The 17,006-nt window shown below is 68.2% G+C and carries 13 protein-coding genes; 4 read left to right on the top strand and 9 right to left on the bottom strand.

Annotated elements, in window-relative coordinates; translation table 11 throughout:
* Positions 1–25 precede the first annotated feature (25 nt).
* Genes AB3M83_RS11210 through AB3M83_RS11195 form a run of 4 tightly spaced genes read left to right on the top strand, consistent with a single transcriptional unit; the run spans position 26 to position 6,631 of the window.
* On the top strand, positions 26–1,426 hold the full coding sequence (locus AB3M83_RS11210) for an O-antigen ligase family protein (protein ID WP_412948108.1): 1,401 nt from the start codon (positions 26–28) through the stop codon (positions 1,424–1,426).
* The gene (locus tag AB3M83_RS11205; protein ID WP_412948106.1) at positions 1,423–2,739 is read left to right on the top strand and encodes an O-antigen ligase family protein; all 1,317 of its coding nucleotides are present in this window, start codon (positions 1,423–1,425) and stop codon (positions 2,737–2,739) included. The genes AB3M83_RS11210 and AB3M83_RS11205 overlap by 4 nt, the downstream gene beginning before the upstream one ends.
* A gap of 37 nt (positions 2,740–2,776) precedes the next feature.
* The gene (locus AB3M83_RS11200; protein ID WP_412948104.1) at positions 2,777–5,167 is read left to right on the top strand and encodes a CDP-glycerol glycerophosphotransferase family protein; all 2,391 of its coding nucleotides are present in this window, start codon (positions 2,777–2,779) and stop codon (positions 5,165–5,167) included.
* A gap of 57 nt (positions 5,168–5,224) precedes the next feature.
* Positions 5,225–6,631 carry a D-ribitol-5-phosphate cytidylyltransferase gene (locus AB3M83_RS11195; RefSeq protein ID WP_412948102.1) on the top strand — a complete coding sequence of 469 codons (1,407 nt, stop codon included), beginning with the start codon at positions 5,225–5,227 and terminating at the stop codon, positions 6,629–6,631.
* A gap of 63 nt (positions 6,632–6,694) precedes the next feature.
* Here the strand turns inward: AB3M83_RS11195 and AB3M83_RS11190 are convergent, their stop codons facing one another.
* From AB3M83_RS11190 to AB3M83_RS11150, 9 genes are all read right to left on the bottom strand, one after another.
* Positions 6,695–7,408, bottom strand: a complete 714-nt coding sequence (locus AB3M83_RS11190; protein ID WP_412948100.1) for an IspD/TarI family cytidylyltransferase — start codon at positions 7,406–7,408, stop codon at positions 6,695–6,697.
* Complete coding sequence (locus AB3M83_RS11185; protein ID WP_412948098.1) at positions 7,405–9,219, bottom strand: CDP-glycerol glycerophosphotransferase family protein; 1,815 nt, start codon at positions 9,217–9,219, stop codon at positions 7,405–7,407. The genes AB3M83_RS11190 and AB3M83_RS11185 overlap by 4 nt, the downstream gene beginning before the upstream one ends.
* Complete coding sequence (locus AB3M83_RS11180; protein ID WP_412948097.1) at positions 9,216–10,331, bottom strand: NAD-dependent epimerase/dehydratase family protein; 1,116 nt, start codon at positions 10,329–10,331, stop codon at positions 9,216–9,218. The genes AB3M83_RS11185 and AB3M83_RS11180 overlap by 4 nt, the downstream gene beginning before the upstream one ends.
* A gap of 71 nt (positions 10,332–10,402) precedes the next feature.
* Complete coding sequence (locus AB3M83_RS11175) at positions 10,403–11,740, bottom strand: polysaccharide pyruvyl transferase family protein (RefSeq protein ID WP_412948095.1); 1,338 nt, start codon at positions 11,738–11,740, stop codon at positions 10,403–10,405.
* Positions 11,740–13,233 (bottom strand): polysaccharide pyruvyl transferase family protein, encoded by a 1,494-nt coding sequence (locus AB3M83_RS11170; protein WP_412948093.1) that lies wholly within the window; start codon positions 13,231–13,233, stop codon positions 11,740–11,742. Before AB3M83_RS11170 ends, AB3M83_RS11175 begins: the two co-directional genes overlap by 1 nt.
* A 93-nt stretch (positions 13,234–13,326) precedes the next feature.
* Complete coding sequence (locus tag AB3M83_RS11165; RefSeq protein WP_412948091.1) at positions 13,327–14,607, bottom strand: polysaccharide pyruvyl transferase family protein; 1,281 nt, start codon at positions 14,605–14,607, stop codon at positions 13,327–13,329.
* Complete coding sequence (locus tag AB3M83_RS11160; RefSeq protein ID WP_412948089.1) at positions 14,604–15,359, bottom strand: ABC transporter ATP-binding protein; 756 nt, start codon at positions 15,357–15,359, stop codon at positions 14,604–14,606. Before AB3M83_RS11160 ends, AB3M83_RS11165 begins: the two co-directional genes overlap by 4 nt.
* Entirely contained in the window at positions 15,359–16,234 is an 876-nt protein-coding gene (locus AB3M83_RS11155) for an ABC transporter permease (protein ID WP_412948087.1), read from the bottom strand. Before AB3M83_RS11155 ends, AB3M83_RS11160 begins: the two co-directional genes overlap by 1 nt.
* A 126-nt stretch (positions 16,235–16,360) precedes the next feature.
* Positions 16,361–17,006, bottom strand: a 646-nt coding sequence (locus AB3M83_RS11150) for an SH3 domain-containing protein (RefSeq protein WP_412948085.1), incomplete at its 5' end; no start/stop codon positions are given.

Genomic DNA, 17,006 nt, shown 5'->3' with positions numbered 1-17,006 from the left:
GTCCGCGCGATACTCTGCTTGCACCATGGCCGTTCACACCCAGCACCCGATCGCGGCTCCGCCCGCCGCTCCCGTGCGTGAGGCGACCGGTCACCTGCTGCTGCGCGGCTGGTGCATCTTCGTGATCGCGATGGCGCTGTCCGGGACGTCGCCCCTCGTGACCTTCGGGACCACGGTCTCGACGATCATCGGCATCTCGATCCTCGTCGTGTCGGCCGGCATCTGGTTCGCGGTGCGGCCGCTCGTGCAGTGGCCGCGGCTGCCCTGGTACGCCCTGGGCTACGTCGCCTGGGGGGTCGCGTCGCTGCTGTGGACGGCGTGGCCGCAGACCAGCGTGGCGACGCTCACCCTCCTCCTCATCACGACCTTCCACGCCTTCTTCGTCGGCGCCGTCCTCACCTGGCGCGAGCTGGTGCGGTCCGTGGCATCCGCTCTCAAGTGGATCCTCGGACTGTCGCTCGCCTTCGAGCTGTGGGTGTCGCTCGTGTGGCGCGGGCCGATCCTGCCGCAGTTCGTCCGACCCGATGGACCCGTCGACGACCCGATCGTGCTGTGGTCGCGGGACAACCTCTTCGACGGCGGACGCATCCAGGGCGTGTTCGGGAACTCCAACGCGCTCGCCTACGTCGCCCTGCTCGGCCTCGTCGTCTTCGCGATCCGGATCGCCTCCCGGGCGCCGCGGCGGCAAGTCCTGGCTCTGTGGCTCGCGCTCGCGGCGTACCTGTTCGTGCGCGCGGGGTCGGCCACCGCCACGCTGGCGGGCGCCCTCGTCGTCGTGGTGCTCGTCACCGTCCTGCTGATGCGCACGACGCGGCGGGCCGGCGAGCGGAGCCGCTACTACGTGGCGTACGCGGTCGTCGCGCTCGGCGGACTCGCGGCCGCCTGGTTCGGACGCGATCAGATGTTCGGCGCGCTGGGCCGCTCGAGCGACCTCACCGGCCGCGAGTCGATCTGGGGCGCGGTCTGGTCCCGCGTGACCGAGCATCCGTGGATCGGCTGGGGTTTCGCCTCGCCGTGGATCCCGACGGACCCCGCGTTCGACGGGTGGATCATCGACCACGGCGTCACCGTCATGCAGGCCCACAACATGTGGCTGGATGTCTGGCTGCAGCTGGGCGTCATCGGCGTGGTCCTCCTCGTCGGCGCATACCTGGCGTTCGTCTGGCGGTCCTGGTTCTTCGCCATCGACCGGCCGCGGTGGGACCTCGTCGACGACCGGCCCTACTCCCCCGTCACCCTGCTCCCCACGCTGACCGGCGCGATCCTGCTGGTGCAGGGTCTGGCGGAGTCGACCCCGCTCCTCAGCTGGGGCTGGATGTTCCTCGTGATGTTCGCGTTCAAGATCAAGCAGGCCCCGCTGCTCGGCCGCGGCGCCTCGGAGCAGCGTCTCCTCGGCGAGCAGGGCGACCTGGCGCACGAGCGATGAGGGCACTCACCCGGCTGGCGCAGGTCCTCAACTCGACCGCCTTCGCCTCCGCCTACGCCCTGACCGTCATCGGCGCGCTGTTCGCGACGCATGCGGTGAGGCAGCTGATGGGCGATGCCGGGCTCGGCGCCCTGATGACGGGGCTCTGCGTCATCGGCGCGGCGATGCTGGTGGTCCGGCGAGCCGAGCTGCGCGCCGTCGAGATCATGCCGACGACGCTCGCCGTCCTCCTGCTGTGGCTGCTCGCGACGGCGTTCTGGTCGCCCTCGCGCGCCGACACGCTCGGCGGATGGCTCCAGCTCGCCGTCCCCACGTTCCTCGCCGTCGTCGTCGCGCAGTTCCGTGACACCCTGCAGACGGTGCGGGCCGTCGGCGACGTGCTGCGGTTCCTCCTCGCGGCCTCACTGGGCCTCGAGATCCTGAGCGGCATCCTGCTGGACGTCCCGATCCCGTTCCTCGGCGTCGCCGGCAACCTCGCCACCGGCGGTCCGATCCAGGGCCTCTTCGGCTCGCGGACGGCGCTCGGGGTCGTCACGATCATCGCTCTGATCACCTTCCTCGTCGAGTGGCGGACCCGCTCGATCCCGCAGGGGCTGTCGATCTTCTCGGTGGCGCTCGCCGCGGTCCTCGCCGTCTTCACCGACTCGCCGATCGTGTTCGTGATGGCGCTCGTCTCGGGCGCGGCGACCGCGACGCTCGCCCTGGTCAGGCGCGCGTCGGCGCGCGTGCGCCCCACGCTGCAGTGGATCATCGCGAGCCTCGTCGCCGTCGGCCTGCTGCTCGCCTATGTGTTCCGCCGCCCGTTGGTCTACTGGCTCAACGCCGAGCCGGACTTCCTGACGAGGTCCCAGCTGTGGAACGTCATCCTCGACCTCGCCGCGCTCCGGCCGGTTCAGGGATGGGGCTGGGTGGGCACGTGGCCGGACGGCCTGTCCCCGTACTCGTACGTCCGGATCTTCACGGACCGCGACCATGCCTCCGCCCTCAACGTGTGGATGGACGTCCTGCTGCAGGCCGGGGCCGTCGGGGTCGTCCTGCTGCTCGCGTTCACCGGCCTGGGCCTGATGCGCGCATGGCTGACGGCATCCGAACGCCGCTCCACCGTCTACACCTGGACGCCGCTGATCCTGATCGTCCTGCTCGCCGATTCGGTGGTCACGAGCGCCACGCTCGGGGGCTTCGGCTGGTTCCTCTTCGTGGTCTGCGCCACCCGCGCGTCCCTGCTGCGCGGCTGGCGCGGGGAGATCGGCCGGCGAGCGCCCGCGGGCGGTGCGCCCGCCCTTCCGGAGGGGCGCGCAGAACGGCCGGACTAGGATCGAACGGTCCCGTCCCGCCGCCTGGAGGTCTCCCGTGCGATCACTTCGCAGTCTTCTGCGAGGCAGCGCCTTCCTCCAGAGGTGGCGCTTCGCGCCGTACATCCTCGCGTATGCGGTGATGCGTCGTGTCGCGGCGGTCGAACCGCGACGCGTGCTGTTCCTCTCCGACTCGCGGGCGGGCTTCTCGGGCAATTTCGCCTACCTGCGCGATGAGATCCGCCGGCAGGATGCCGGTGCGCGGATCGTCGGCATCTTCAAACCGCGCCTGCGCGCCCGACGGCCCGTGACGGACCTCGTCCGCCTGCCCTGGGAGATGGCGCGCGCCCAGACGATCGTGCTCGACGACTACTACCCGCTCGTCTATCCGCTGTCGCTGCGACCCGAGACCCGCCTGCTCCAGGTGTGGCACGCGGCCGGCGCGTTCAAGAAGGTGGGCTGGAGTCGCGTCGGCCTTCCCGGAGGACCGCTTCCTGGGTCCGTCGCGCACCGGAACTACACCGACGTGACCGTCAGCTCCGAGGCGGTCCGAGCCGACTACGCCGAGGCGTTCGGCGTGGAATCGCACCGGGTGCACGCCCTCGGCGTGCCGCGGACCGACGTCTTCTTCGATGAGGAGCGCGTGGCGGCGACGGCGCAGCGCGTCCGCGAACGTCTCGGGATCCCGGCGGGGTCGCGCATCGCGCTGTTCGCACCGACGTTCCGCGGGAACGGCCAGCTGACGGCGACCTACGACATGTCGAGCGTGCCCTGGGAGTCGCTGGCGGACAGCCTGGGCGACGGGTGGACCGTCCTGGTGAAGATGCACCCGTTCGTGGCGTCGCTCGGAGCGTCGCTGCCCGGCGACCCCCGGATCGTCGACGTCTCCGCCGAGCGCGAACTCAACGACCTCATGATGGCCGCCGACGTTCTCGTCACCGACTACTCGTCGGCGATCTTCGAGTACGCGCTGCTCGGTCGTCCCCTCGTCTTCTTCTGCCCCGACCTGGAGGTGTACGCCGCCGAGCGCGACTTCTACCACCCGTTCTCGGAGTACATCGCGGGGCCCCTGGTGACCTCCGGCGCGGATCTCGCCGACGCCATCCGCACGACGCGGGTGGGACCGGCGACCGTCGCCTTCCGGGAGCGGTTCATGTCGGCCTGCGACGGACACTCCGCGGAGAGGATCACCCGTGAGGTCATCCTCCGTCCTCCGGTGGAGGCGACGTCGGACCCGATCGCGGCGGGAAGCACACCGGAGCCGACGCGGGTGCGCGGTTCGGCCCACGTGCAGCTGCTCGTCGCGGCAGCCACCAGGATCGTGCTGTCGGCCGTCTACGCTCCGCTGAAGCTCCTCCCGACGCGTCGGAAGGTCGTCATGATCAGCCGGGAGCATCCGACGGAACCGGCCGACTTCGCCGACCTCCGCGCGGCCATCCATCGCGCCGACCCCTCCGTGCAGGTCGTCTCGCTGGTGCGCATGGTGCCGCCGGGACTCCTCGGCAAGATCGCCTACGCCTTTCACCTGCTCACGCAGCTGTATCACGTCGCCACCGCCCGGGTGCTGGTGATCGACACCTACGCCATCGTCGCGAGTGTCCTCACGCACAAGGACACGCTGCGCGTCATCCAGATCTGGCACGCGCTCGGAGCGTTCAAGAAGTTCGGCCTCAGCATCCTGGGGCAGGACGAGGGACGCGACGCGCGCCTGGCCGCCGCCATGCGCATGCACGCGAACTACGACACCGTGCTCGTCAGCGGCGAAGGCTGCCGGCTCCCGTACGCGGAGGCCTTCGGGACCGACCCCGCGAAGATCGTCGTCGCCCCGCTGCCGCGGGTCGACCGGCTGCGGGACCCGGAACGCGCCGAGCGGATCCGGCGCCGGATCCACGCGGAGCTCCCCCATCTCACCGGCCGCCGGATCGCCGTGTTCGCCCCCACGTTCCGGCTGGACGGCGCCGTCACCGTGGACGCGGTGTCGCTGCGCGACGAACTGGCTCGCATCGGCGTGCACACGGTGGTGAAGCTCCACCCCCTCATGCACGCCGACCTCGGCGACGTCGACACGGCACCGGGCTTCTCGACGCAGGAGATGCTCACGGTCGCCGACATCTTCATCACCGACTACTCCTCGGCCCTTTACGAGGCGGCGCTGCTCGGCATCCCCACGTACTTCCTCGCGCCCGATCTGGACGACTACCTCGCGTCGCGGGACTTCTATCTCGACTATCGCCGCGACCTTCCGGGGCCGATCGTGCAGTCGGTCGCCGACGTCGCCGAGTCCATCGCGGCGGACCGCGCCGACCCGGCCGTCTCGGCGACGTTCGCCGACCGCTGGGTGCAGGTGTCCGGGGCGGCGGATGCCGGCTCGACGACCTGCGCGGATGCGATCGCCGGCATCGTGCTGGAGGGGATGCCGGAACCGGGCCGCCGGCGACCCCGCACGTAGGATGAACAGGCGCGCGAGAGGACCGTCCGTGCGCCGCACCCGACGAGGAGCCACTCAGTGAGTACACCGCGGACCGTTGCCGTCGTGCTGGCCGGAGGCATCGGCGTCCGCGTCGGCCTCGGCATCCCGAAGCAGCTCATCAAGATCGCCGGCAAGGCGATCGTCGAGCACACCCTGGAGGCCCTCGAGGCGAACCCGCTCATCGACGAGATCCTCATCATGATGAACGCCGCCGCCATCGGCGAGCTCGATCACCTGATCTCGACGAACCGCTTCGCCAAGCTCAGTCGCATCCTGCCCGGCGGCGAGACGCGCAACGACACCACCCGCCTCGCCATCGACGCGATCGACGGAGACGACACCAAGGTGCTCTTCCACGACGCGGTCCGTCCGTTCATCGACGACCGGATCATCGAGGACTGCGTGCGGGCGCTGGACGAGTACGACGCCGTGGACACGGCCATCCCGTCCGCGGACACCATCATCGAGGTCAGCGCGGACCGGCTGATCACGAACATCCCCGACCGGTCGCTCCTGCGACGCGGCCAGACACCGCAGGCGTTCCGCCTGCACACCATCCGCCGCGCCTACGAGATCGCCGCCGACGACCCGGGCTTCAAGGCGACCGACGACTGCGGCGTCGTCTTCACCTATCTGCCGGACGTCCCCATCTACGTCGTCGAGGGGACCGCCGCGAACATGAAGGTCACCGAGCCCATCGACGTCCACATCGCCGACAAGCTCTTCCAGCTGCAGTCGGCCAGCCTGTCCCTCGAGAGCATGACGTCGATCCCCGATCTGACGGGGAAGAGCATCATCGTGTTCGGCGGAAGCTACGGCATCGGCGAGCAGATCGTGGACCTCGCCCGGCGCGCGGGCGCGACCGTGCACGAGTTCAGCAGGTCGACCACGGGCACCGACATCAAGTCGGCCAAGGCGGTGCGGCGGGCGCTCACCGAGGCGAAGGCGGCGACCGGGCGCATCGACGCCGTCATCGTCACCGCGGGCGTCCTCCGGATCGCTCCGCTGGTGGACAGCCCGAAGCGCGACCTGAAGGACACCATCAGCGTCAACCTCGTCGGTCCGGCCATCGTCGCGCGCGAGGCGCACCCGCACCTCGTCGAGACCGGCGGGCAGGTGGTGCTGTTCACGTCCAGCTCCTACACCCGCGGACGAGCGGGCTACAGCGCCTACTCCGCCACGAAGGCGGGGGTCGTGAACCTCACTCAGGCGCTGGCCGAGGAGTGGGAGTCCGCCGGGGTGCGCATCAACTGCATCAACCCGCAGCGCACGCGGACGCCGATGCGCACCCGCGCGTTCGGGGAGGAGCCGGCCGACTCGCTGCTCGATCCGGCGGACGTCGCGCGCGTCACGCTCAACGTCGCCGCCTCCGACCTCACCGGGCAGATCGTCACCGTCCAGGTCGCCGCCATGCGCGGGCTCGAGAGCGACGAGGCGCACTGACGCGGGCGCGCCCCCGCTGCCGCGGGACGGCCCGGTCGGAGACGACCGCAGACCCTGCCCGGGTCAGCCGCCGATCTGACGCCGCTCGATCACGTCGAAGAACGCACGAGCGACGTAGTAGTCCTCCGCCGTCGTGATCTTGATGTTGGAGCGGGGACCGTCGACGCGGTACAGCGTCTGGCCGTACCGCCGCAGCAGGCTGCAGGTGTCGATCGAGTCGTTCTCGCCGTCGGCGACGGCGCGATCGTAGACATCCAGCGCGGTGCTGAGCAGCGCGCTCTGCGGCGCCTGGGCGACATAGAGGGAGTCCCGCGGGATGACGTCGTCGACCTCACCGCCGGCCGAGACGATGATCGTCTCGTTGAACTTCATGCTGGTGATCGCGGGGCCCTTCGACCGCACGGTCTCGATGTTGGCGGTGATCACGTCGGCGTCGATGAGCGGGCGCACACCGTCGTGGAGCAGCACGACCGAGTCGTCCGGCGAATCGTTCGCCACGGCGCGAAGGGCGCGGTGCCGCGATTCCTGGCCGGTCGCTCCTCCGTCGACGATCCAGTTCACCTTGGTGAGCTCGTACCGGGCGACGAGGGCGGCGAACCGATCCCGCCATTCCGGGAGGATGGACACCGCGATGCGGTCGATCATCGGATGGTCCTGGAAGTGCTGGATCGTGTGCACGATCAGCGGTGTCCCATGGATCTCCAGGAACTGCTTCGGCAGGGTGGCCGAGGACATCCGGGAACCGATACCGCCAGCGAAAATGACCGCGATGTTCATGCGATTTCCTCCTCAGAGACCTCTTGTTCGGCCGTGTCGGCGGCGTCCTCGACCCGCTCGTCCTCCGGGGAGGGCACGGCATCCGTTCCGATTCTGCCGGGATTCAGGATCAGCCAGTCGATCACCCGATCCGCCGCGCCGGTGTCGATCCGATCGAAGTTCTCGGCTCGGAACGTCGCCACCTTCTCCTGCTCGAACTCGCCGGTGCGGATGGCGTCGATGACCTCCGGGAAGGTGGTGCACACGCGCCCCGGCGCCGTCTCGTCGTAATCGCGATGGAATCCGCGGGTCGCACCGTAGTTGACCTTGTCCGGCGCGAAGAAGAGCATCGGCCGATCGAGCAGCGAGAACTCGTAGATGATCGACGAGTAGTCGGTGATGAGCAGGTCCGTCACGTGCAGCAGGTTGAGACCGTCGCGGAACTTCGTGTAGTCGAAGAAGCGGTCCCGGTACTGCTCGGGGATGTCGATGGGCTGCTTGACGAAGTGGTGCATCCGGAAGAGCACCACGGTGTCTTCGCCGCACGCCTCGTACAGTCCGTCGAAGTCGATCTGGTCGTAGTCGTAGAAGGCGGTGTAGATCGACCGGCCGCGGAAGGTGGGGGCGAAGAGCACGATGCGCTTGCCGACCAGCTCCGGGTGCTCCTCGTAGAACGTCTCGGTGAAGGACTCCCGACGGTCTTCATCGAGGAACCAGTCAACGCGGGGAAGCCCGGTGGGGATCACCGCGGCCTCCTCGATACCGAACGCCTCCGCGTAGACGTGCCGCAGATGCTCGGAACCGGTGATCGCGTAGGTGTACTGCCGGTGCGGATGCCACAGCTTCGGCGATCCGGGGTTCCCGAACCGGCTGTACCCGACGGACTTGAAACCGCTGCCCGCGTGCCACAGCTGGATCACCTTGGTGCGCGGGTCCATCTTGACACTCTTCAGCAGGCCGAAGTAGTCGTCGAGGAGGACGAACTCGCTCGTCGCCAGGAGGTAGAGGATGCGGATCGTCGTGCGCCATCCTCCCGACCTCGGCAGACGGAACGAGTACTTCAGGTCGTACGTCTTGTCGAGGCCGCGCTCGATCATGCGCTCCTGCACGCGCCGCAGGTTGCCCTCGATGGTCAGCCGCTGGTCGGAGGCGAACAGCACGCGACCCTGCTTCACGCCGATCCTGCGGTTGACGAACCGGTAGATCTTGCCCGCATACTCCTTCTTGCGCTTGTCGCTGAGAAGGGACGAGCGCAGCCGCTTGATCGGATGCCAGCTCTTGCGCTTCTTCGGTGACGACCGGAACAGCTGGTAGCTCCGGATCAGGAAGTCGAGGCGGCCGAGGTCGATCTCGTTCTCGGAGATGCCGAAGGACACCGTCACGACAGAGCGGTTGCCGTCGTACAGGAACACACGCGACGCCTCGTCGAGGTAGGCCAGCTCCCGGCCGTCGAAGACCGCCGGGAGGGCACGGTGACCATCCACGACGGGATGGATCCGCCAGGTGCCGTTGGGGATTCCCTGACGCTTCTGGAACGTCGTGATGTTGATCCGCAGGGTGTAGACGCCGTCGCCGTCGCCGTCGTCGTCGAACGCCACGTCGTAGCTGCGCCCATTGTCGACGATCTGGAACGCGAGGGGGGCGCTCGGCTCCGTGCCGGGTGCGGGCTCGGGAGGGAGCCAGTCCCCGATCTGCGACAGCTCGACCCGGATGGCCAGATGCACGCGCTCCCACGAGACCTCGCGCACTCTCGCCGTGAAGGGCGGAACGACGGCGAGGAGCTGCTCGGCCGTTTCGGCGGAGGTCGCCGGCGGGGCGGGGTTCCGCCTCATGCGCGGGTCCCCTCGTGGGAAGCGATCGTGCGGTCCACGCCCTTGCGCAGGCCGACGTGCGGCGCCCACCCGAGCGCCCGCAGGCGGGTGTCGTCGAGGCCCTGCCCCGAGACCGGGTTGTACTTCGACAGATCCACTCCCTCCCGGAAGCGCACGTGCAGATCCGCATCGGGCCTGGCGGCCGTGAAGACCTCGGCGAGCTCGCGGATGCTGATGAAGCCGTCGCGGTCCGAGATGTTGTACGCCGTGCTGTCGCCCTTCAGCAGCGCCGCGAACATGCCGCTGATCGCATCGCCGAGGTAGGTGTAGGTGCGGCGGGCGCTGCCGTCGCTGTTGAGCGTGATGTCTCGTCGGGCGACCACGTCCGCCGTGAAGTCCGCCTGCACGCGGCCGTCGTCAAGCGCCATCCCGGGCCCGTAGATGTGGCCGAACCGCGCGATCGTGATGGGGATGCCGTACTGCGCGTGGTAGCTGACGGCGATGGTCTCCGCGGCTCGCTTGCCCTCCGTGTAGCAGGCACGGGGGTTGAGGATATCGACGGAGCCGTAATCGCCCTCGGCGACGAGGGAGCCGTCGTCGACGCGCTGGCCGTACACCTCGGCGGAGGACATGAGGACAAATCGCGCAGCGCCTGAGCGCACGCACAGGTCGAGGAGGCTGAAGGTCCCCTGGACATTGGCTCGAATGGTGTCGACGGGGCTGCCGGCGTGGAGAGAAGGGCGGGCCGGGGACGCGCCGTGGATGACGATGTCGACCCGGTCGATCGCGGGGAGCTCGCCCTGAACGTCGCCGACGACGAGGCTGAGGTCGGGCCGGCCCGCCGCCGGTCCCAGAATCCGGCGGGCCTTCTCCAGATCGCGGACGAGGCCGATCACGTGGATCCCGGCGTTGTGCACCTCGTTCAGCGCCAGGAGCGTGAAGAGGGCATACGACGGAATCATCCCGCCCGCCCCGGAGATGAGCACGGTCTTCCCGCGCAGCTGCTCCCAGGGAAGATCGCTCTCGACGATCTCCCGGATGTCGAGGTCGATCACGGCATTGCCGCTGACGGAAAGATCAGGACGGCGCACTTCTGCCGCGCCGTCGGCGTCACGGGATGAAACAGAGGGCATTTGAGCGATTGTACGCCACCGGGTCTGGACATCCCCGCGTGGAAGCGGCGACGACGACCCGATCGCGTGGGTCAGAAGGCGGCCTTGATTCGCCGCTTCACGCGGGCCAGGAATCCCGCGGAAACCGGCTCGGGAAGCGTCTTGTCGGCCGCGGTCGGGGGCTTGTAGTACTCGTACGTCCGACGCAGCTTGCGGCGGATCTTCTCCCGGTACTGGCGGAGACTCGTGCCGCCGTATCGCGGCAGGTTCTTCCGCAGCTCCTCGTAGGTGTACGCGGAGCGTGCACTCTCGGGAGCGAAGATGCCCTTGAGGGCGGAGAAGAGGGTGTCGTAGACGCTGAGCAGGAACTGCTCGTCCTTCGTCACTCCCTCCGCCATCGCCTTCTCGAGCGCCGACACGACGGTCTCGGGTCGCCACTGCGAATGGTCCAGTGCGCGGTCGCCGTGGCCCACCGAGTCGTAGAAGTACGGCACCTTGAAGTTCCAGCTCAACCCGATGGAGGGGATGCCGTACGCGAACGACGTGATGCTGGCGTGCAGGCGGTAGGCGATGATCCCGTCGCAGGCCGCCAGTTCGTCGATGAGCTCTTCGGGAGAGTTGACCGTGATGGCCGCCTTGCTCAGCGGGATGTTCTCGGCGCGCACGAGGGCATCCAGGAAGACCTCGTCGGAGAAATGGCCGGTCGTGAAGAGCTTGTAGTCGTACCCACGGGCCGTGAGGGTGTCGATCACCCCGAGCCAGAAGCGACGCTGGTCCGACTCCGTGAACGGGATGCCGTTGTCCTTGAAGATCCCGGCCCGGGTGACGACGAGGCCGACCCGCGGAGCTGATCCGGTTGCCGGCTTCTGCTTCAGTCGACTCGGTCCGAAGATGACATCGGCGAACACGGCCGGGTCGGACACGTGAGCCACGTTGATGTCTGTGCCCTGCACGTATCGCCGCGCCGATTCCACGTCGTCACGGGTGGTGATCTGGCGGACACCGGATGAGATCAGCGCGTCGCGCAGCTGCACGCTCTTGGGGTTCGCCGCATCGAACGGCTCCACGCCGATGCTCGAGAAGAGCACGGGGACACCGTACTCACGTGCCAGCTCGAGCGTCTTGATCGTCCGAAGGTAGAAACTCTGGTAGCGGTAGTTGAACAGCGGCGCGCCGCCGAAGACGACCACATCGGACTCCGAGATCGCCTTCCGGGCGTTCGTGAGCAGAGCGGGGTCGCCGGTGCGCATGTACTTCCGGCTGATGAGGCTCGCCGCTCGGCTCGTGATGTCGAAACCCTCATCCGGGATGTCGAGATTGCCCATCGCTGCCTTCAGCAGACTGATGACGGTCGCCTCGATGATCTGGTCGCCGACGTTGTCGGAGTCCCTGTTGGTCAGGACGAGGATCCTGATCTTGCCGTCGCTCATCATGCACCCTCCTTCTTGGCCTGCTGGTCCTGCAGGTAGTAGGCCGAGTACTTCTGGTAATTCTCATACGTGCGACGGAACTTGCGGCGCACCTTGTCGCGGTACTGGGTCTGGCTGGTCCCGCCGTACCGCGGAAGCTTCGTGCGCAGTTCGTCGTACGTGAACGGCGTCCGGTCGCTGTCCGGGGCGAAGATCCCCTTGAGTCCGGCGAAGAGCGTGTCGTAGACGCTCATCAGGAACGAGAGGTCGGCGGTGACGCCCTCGACCATCGCCTTCTCCATGGCGGGGACCACGTCGGCGGCAGTCCAGCGGTCCGGCGCGAGCGCCCGGTCGCCGTGATCCACCGACTGGTAGAAATAGGGCACCTTGAAGTTCCACGACAGACCGATGGACGGGATGCGGTAGGCGAAGCAGGTGATGCTCGCGTGGAGGCGGTAGGCGATGACGCCGTCGCAGGCGCTGAGTTCGTTCGTGAGCTCCTCCGGCGAGTTGACCGTGAACGCGGCTTTGGACGCCGGGATGCCCTGGGTCTTGACGAAAGTGTCCAGGAAGACCTCGTCGGAGAAGTGACCGGTCGTGAAGAGCCGGTAGTCGTAGCCGCGCTGCGTGAGGTCGGCGATCACATCAAGCCAGAAGTCGCGCTGATCCTCCTCGGTGAACTCGATCTGGTTGTCGCGGAAGATCCCCGCGCGCGTGACCACCAGTCCGATCCGCTTCGGCCGCGGCTCGGCCGCCGCCCCAGAGCTCTTCGCGACCTCAGCGGTGGAACGGGGAGCAGCCGCGGGAGCCGCGGGCGCCTTCGGAGTCCCGGCCTCCCGCTCCGGGGCGGACGTCGCACGAAGCGCGCGTCGCGCCTTCCTCGCCATGCGCCGTGCCTTGCGCACGAGTCGGCGCGCGAACGAGGGCGTGGGGGCAGCAGCGGACGCCGGCGCCGCCTTCGCCGGGGGCGCCTTGCGGAAGACGATGTCGGCGAACACCGCCGGGTCGGAAACGTGCGCGACGGCGATGTCGGTGCCCTCGACGTACCGGCGCACCGAGTCGATGTCGTCGCGGGTGGTGATCTGACGAACGCAGGACTGGGTCAACGCGGCCTTGAGCTTCCGGCATTTCGGGTTGCTCTCGTCGTACGGCTCGACGCCGATGCTCGAGAACAGCACCGGCACTCCGTACTCCTGCGCGAGCTCGAGCGTCAGGATCGTCCGGAGGTAGAAGTTCTGATACGAGTAGTTGAACAGCGGCGCGCCGCCGAAGATGATGACGTCCGAGTTCGAGATGGTGCGGCGGGCGTCTTCGAGGAGGGCAGGATCGCGCGTGGACATGTAGCGCTTGGAGATGATGCCCGCCGCCCGGCTGTTGATGACGAACCCGTCGGCGGGGACGTCGAGGTTCTTCATCACGCCTTTGATCAGCGAGATGGCCGTCGACTCGATGATCTGATCACCGACGTTGTCGGAATCCCTGTTCGTCAGCAGCAGGACCCTGATCTTGGACACCGAAACTCCGTTTCACCGCATCGAGTACCGGGCGGATCAGCCCACGCGCGATCTCCGACACTATCAAACGGGATCAGGGTGGCGTGGCCGCCGTCACCGGTCCGCGACGCGGCGTGCGAGCCGTGACACGCGACGGCGCCACCGGTCGACGGCGGGGCGTGCTGCTGCCGCCCCGGGACCGTTCGGGGTGTGGACCGGCGGGGCGAACACCACATGCTTCGCCTCGCGGTCGAAGCGCGGTGACGGCTCCTGCAGCGTGTGCACGAGACCGTGGCGCTCGAGGAACCGGCGGAAGGTGTCGAGATTGCGCTGGTGTGCGGCACCGAACGCGTCGAAGTCGGCTTCGCCGTACCAGCGGTCGATGTCGACCTTGCGCAGGGCGGCCTTCCCCCGGAACGGGATGCGGTGGAACTCCGCCAATTCGCGGGTGCGGGAGTCGTGCGCGATGAGGATGGACGGGGTCCCCGCCAGAAGACCGGCGATCGTCCCGTGGATGCGGGTGCCGACCACCAGATCGCGCTCGCGCAGCGTGTCGATCCACGTCGTCGCGTCGACGAACATCCGCATCCTGTCCTGCCGGTAGAGCTCGTGCCGCGGGTGTTCGGGAAGCTCCGTCTTGGCGGCGTAGCGCGTCGGTTCGCCCCAGAGCATCAGGGCGAGGGCCTCGACCGTCTGCGGCACGACGTAACTGTCGGGATACTGCGCCGTGACGGCCTGCACGAACGGACCGACATCCCGAAGGTAGGGCGAATACGTCAGCGCGATGCGCGACGAGGTCGTCAACTCGATCGGGCGCCGGACCTCTCCGTCGCCGCCGTAGCCGTAGAGCGAGGGGCAACCGATGACGTCGATGCGGTCGCCCGTGAAACCCCAACGCGCCAGCACCTCGCGGGTGAACTCGCCTCGAACTCCCATCGACGGGCCACGGTCGAGGGCCGCCCCGACGAAGGCGCGCACGGATTCCCGGAGGGCGGCGGGCGCGTCCGCCGGACCCGAGCCGAGCGAGAACTGAGCGCCGACCCCGAGGACGGTCACCGGCACGTTCACCCGGCGGATGACCTCCGTCAGTCGGTCCAGCTGCGGGAGGAAGCTCATCCTGAACGCGTTCGCGAGGGGGATCACGAGCCGATCGAACTCGCCGTCGATCATCCGCGCGATCTGAGCGGGAGATCTCCGCTCGATCGCGTAGCCGTCCGCCACGAGCTCGACGCCCTCGGCCAAGAGGGTGCGCCACGCGGCGGTGTAGAAGAGCATGTTGCCCGTGTTCGAGCCGAACACGCCGTCGGCGCGAACGGCCAGCGACCGTGCCGCCGACATCGGGGCGAGCGGATCCTTCCCTGCGCGCATCAGGATCCGCTGGGCAGTGCTCGTCATGTCTCCTCGAGCACGCCCAGAGCCTCGCGGATGGGTCCGTCGAACACGACGCGCCCCTTCCGGATGACGATCCCCCGGGTGCACAGCTGCTTGACCTGCCCCTTGCTGTGGCTGACGACCATCATCGTCACGCCCTTCGCCGAGAGCTCCGCCAGCTTCGCGTTGCATTTGGCGCGGAACGGCGCGTCGCCGACGGCGAGCACCTCGTCGACCAGCAGCACGTCGAGCTTCACGTGGATGGCGACGCTGAACGCCAGGCGCATGAACATGCCCGACGAATAGTGCTTGACCTCCTGGTCGATGAAGTCGCCGATCTCGCTGAACGCGACGATCTCGTCGAACCGTTCCTTCGTCTCCTTCTCGCTCATGCCCAGGATGGCGGCGTTGAGGAAGACGTTCTCACGTCCGGTGAGGTCGGGGTGGAACCCTGCCCCCACCTCGATGAGTCCGGCGACGCGGCCGCGTGTCAGCACGTGGCCCTCATCCGGCTCGAGGACACCCGACACGAGCTTGAGCGTCGTCGACTTGCCCGACCCGTTCAGGCCCATGACGGCGACCGATTCCCCCTCCCCGATGGTGAAGGAGATGTCGTCGAGAGCGCGGAACTGTCCCGACCGCACCGGCTGACGGCGGATGAGCGCGATCACCGCGTCCTTCATCGAGCGCGCGTTGCGCTTGTTGAACCACTTCGAGACGTGCTCGACGATGATCCGCGGCTGGGACTCGGTCGGGGAAGGAGAGATATCGGGCATCACAGATCCTGAGCGAAGGTGCGCTCGCAGCGGCGGAAGACGAACTGCCCGACGAGGAGGGCGACGAGCACGACGGCCAGTGCCGAGAGGACATACCAGCCCATCCCCGGCGGCCACCCGAGGGCGGCCCCCTCCCGGACGGTGGACTCCCAGAAGGCATGGTGGAACATCTCGACCGCGACGGTCACGGGATTGGTCATGTAGAGGTGGAAGATCCAGGGGATGTCCTGCGCGACGTCTTTCACCATCACCCAGGTGTAGAGGATGGGGGACGCCCAGGTGGAGATCGTCCGGACGATGTCGACGAGGTTGCTGGCGTCTCGGAACCGGACGTTGACGGCGGAGAACAGCAGGCCGATCCCGCTGACGAACAGGAGGACGAGCGCCAGCCCGCCGAGCACGAGTCCGACGGTCAGGAACGAGGGCACCCATCCGAAGAAGGCGACACTGACGACCAGCAGGACGGCCAGCTGCGGGAGGAAATGGGTGAAGGCGCCGATGATCGCCGCGATGGGGAACAGTTCGCGGGGCAGGTAGATCTTGCGCACGAGGGCCTTGTTCGCGACGATCGAGCGCGTCGCGGCACCGAAGGCCTCATTGAAGAGGTTGACGACGACGATGCCGCAGAACAGGTACAGCGGGAAGTCCTCGACGCGTCGGTGCATCTGCAGCACCTGGCCGATCACGAGGTAGTACACGAGGAACTGCACCGTCGGCCGCACGTACGACCAGAACCAGCCGAGGACGGAGTTGCGGTAGCGCAGCGACGTCGTCTTGCCGATGAGGACGCTCAGCAGGTACCGGTAACGCAGCAGTTCGAGGAGTCCGCGCCCGCGTCCAGGGGTGTCGAAGGCGCTGTAGTCGATCTGTGTCACGGGTTTCCTCGAGGTCCGGTCCGGGCAGTGAATCCCGAGCCTTCCGCGGCAGGGTCCGGGCAGGCCACCGGCAATCGTAGCCCACGGAAACTGATCCCACCCTGGGACCGCGCGGTGGCCGGTGGACTACGTCAGATAGTCGCTGTGGACCCATCCTGTCCGGCCGGCGGCGGTGACCTGGTACCACACGCCCTTCGTCGATCGGACGCTGACGGCGGTGCCCTCGGCGAGGGTGACGATGACATCCGCCGAGGTGGATGCCGACTCGCGCATGTGCAGCGAGGTCGTCGTGGTCATGCTCGCGGCGGCGGGTGCCGAGGCGAGCTTGCTGAGAAGGACCCACCCCTGCGTGTCCCCCACCTGCACCGCACGCCACTTCGACGTCGCATCCACCACGGTCACCGTCGTACCCGCCGGCACGATCCGGACCGCCGTCGTCTTGCTCGAGGTCGCCGGCCGGATCCACGTCTTCGCCGTCGTCCGCATCGTGCTCGTCTTGACCGCCGCCGGCTTCGCCGCGACGAGGTGCGAACTGCTGACCCAGCCCGTCACACCGCCCGCCTCGACCTTCGAGGACGAACCCGAGACCGCCGTCACGACGACCTTCGTCCCCGTGATCAGAGCCGCCAGCAGCGTGCCCGACGACGACGCCGACGCCCGCACGCTCAACGGCTTCGCCGTGTAGCGGACTTCATCCGAGGCGAGCTTGCTGAGAAGGACCCACCCCTGCGTGTCCCCCACCTGCACCGCACGCCACTTCGACGTCGCATCC

It is taken from the genome of Microbacterium pasadenense (genome assembly GCF_047246565.1).
GTDB lineage: Bacteria > Actinomycetota > Actinomycetes > Actinomycetales > Microbacteriaceae > Microbacterium.
This window is presented reverse-complemented; position numbering and strand designations above follow the sequence as displayed.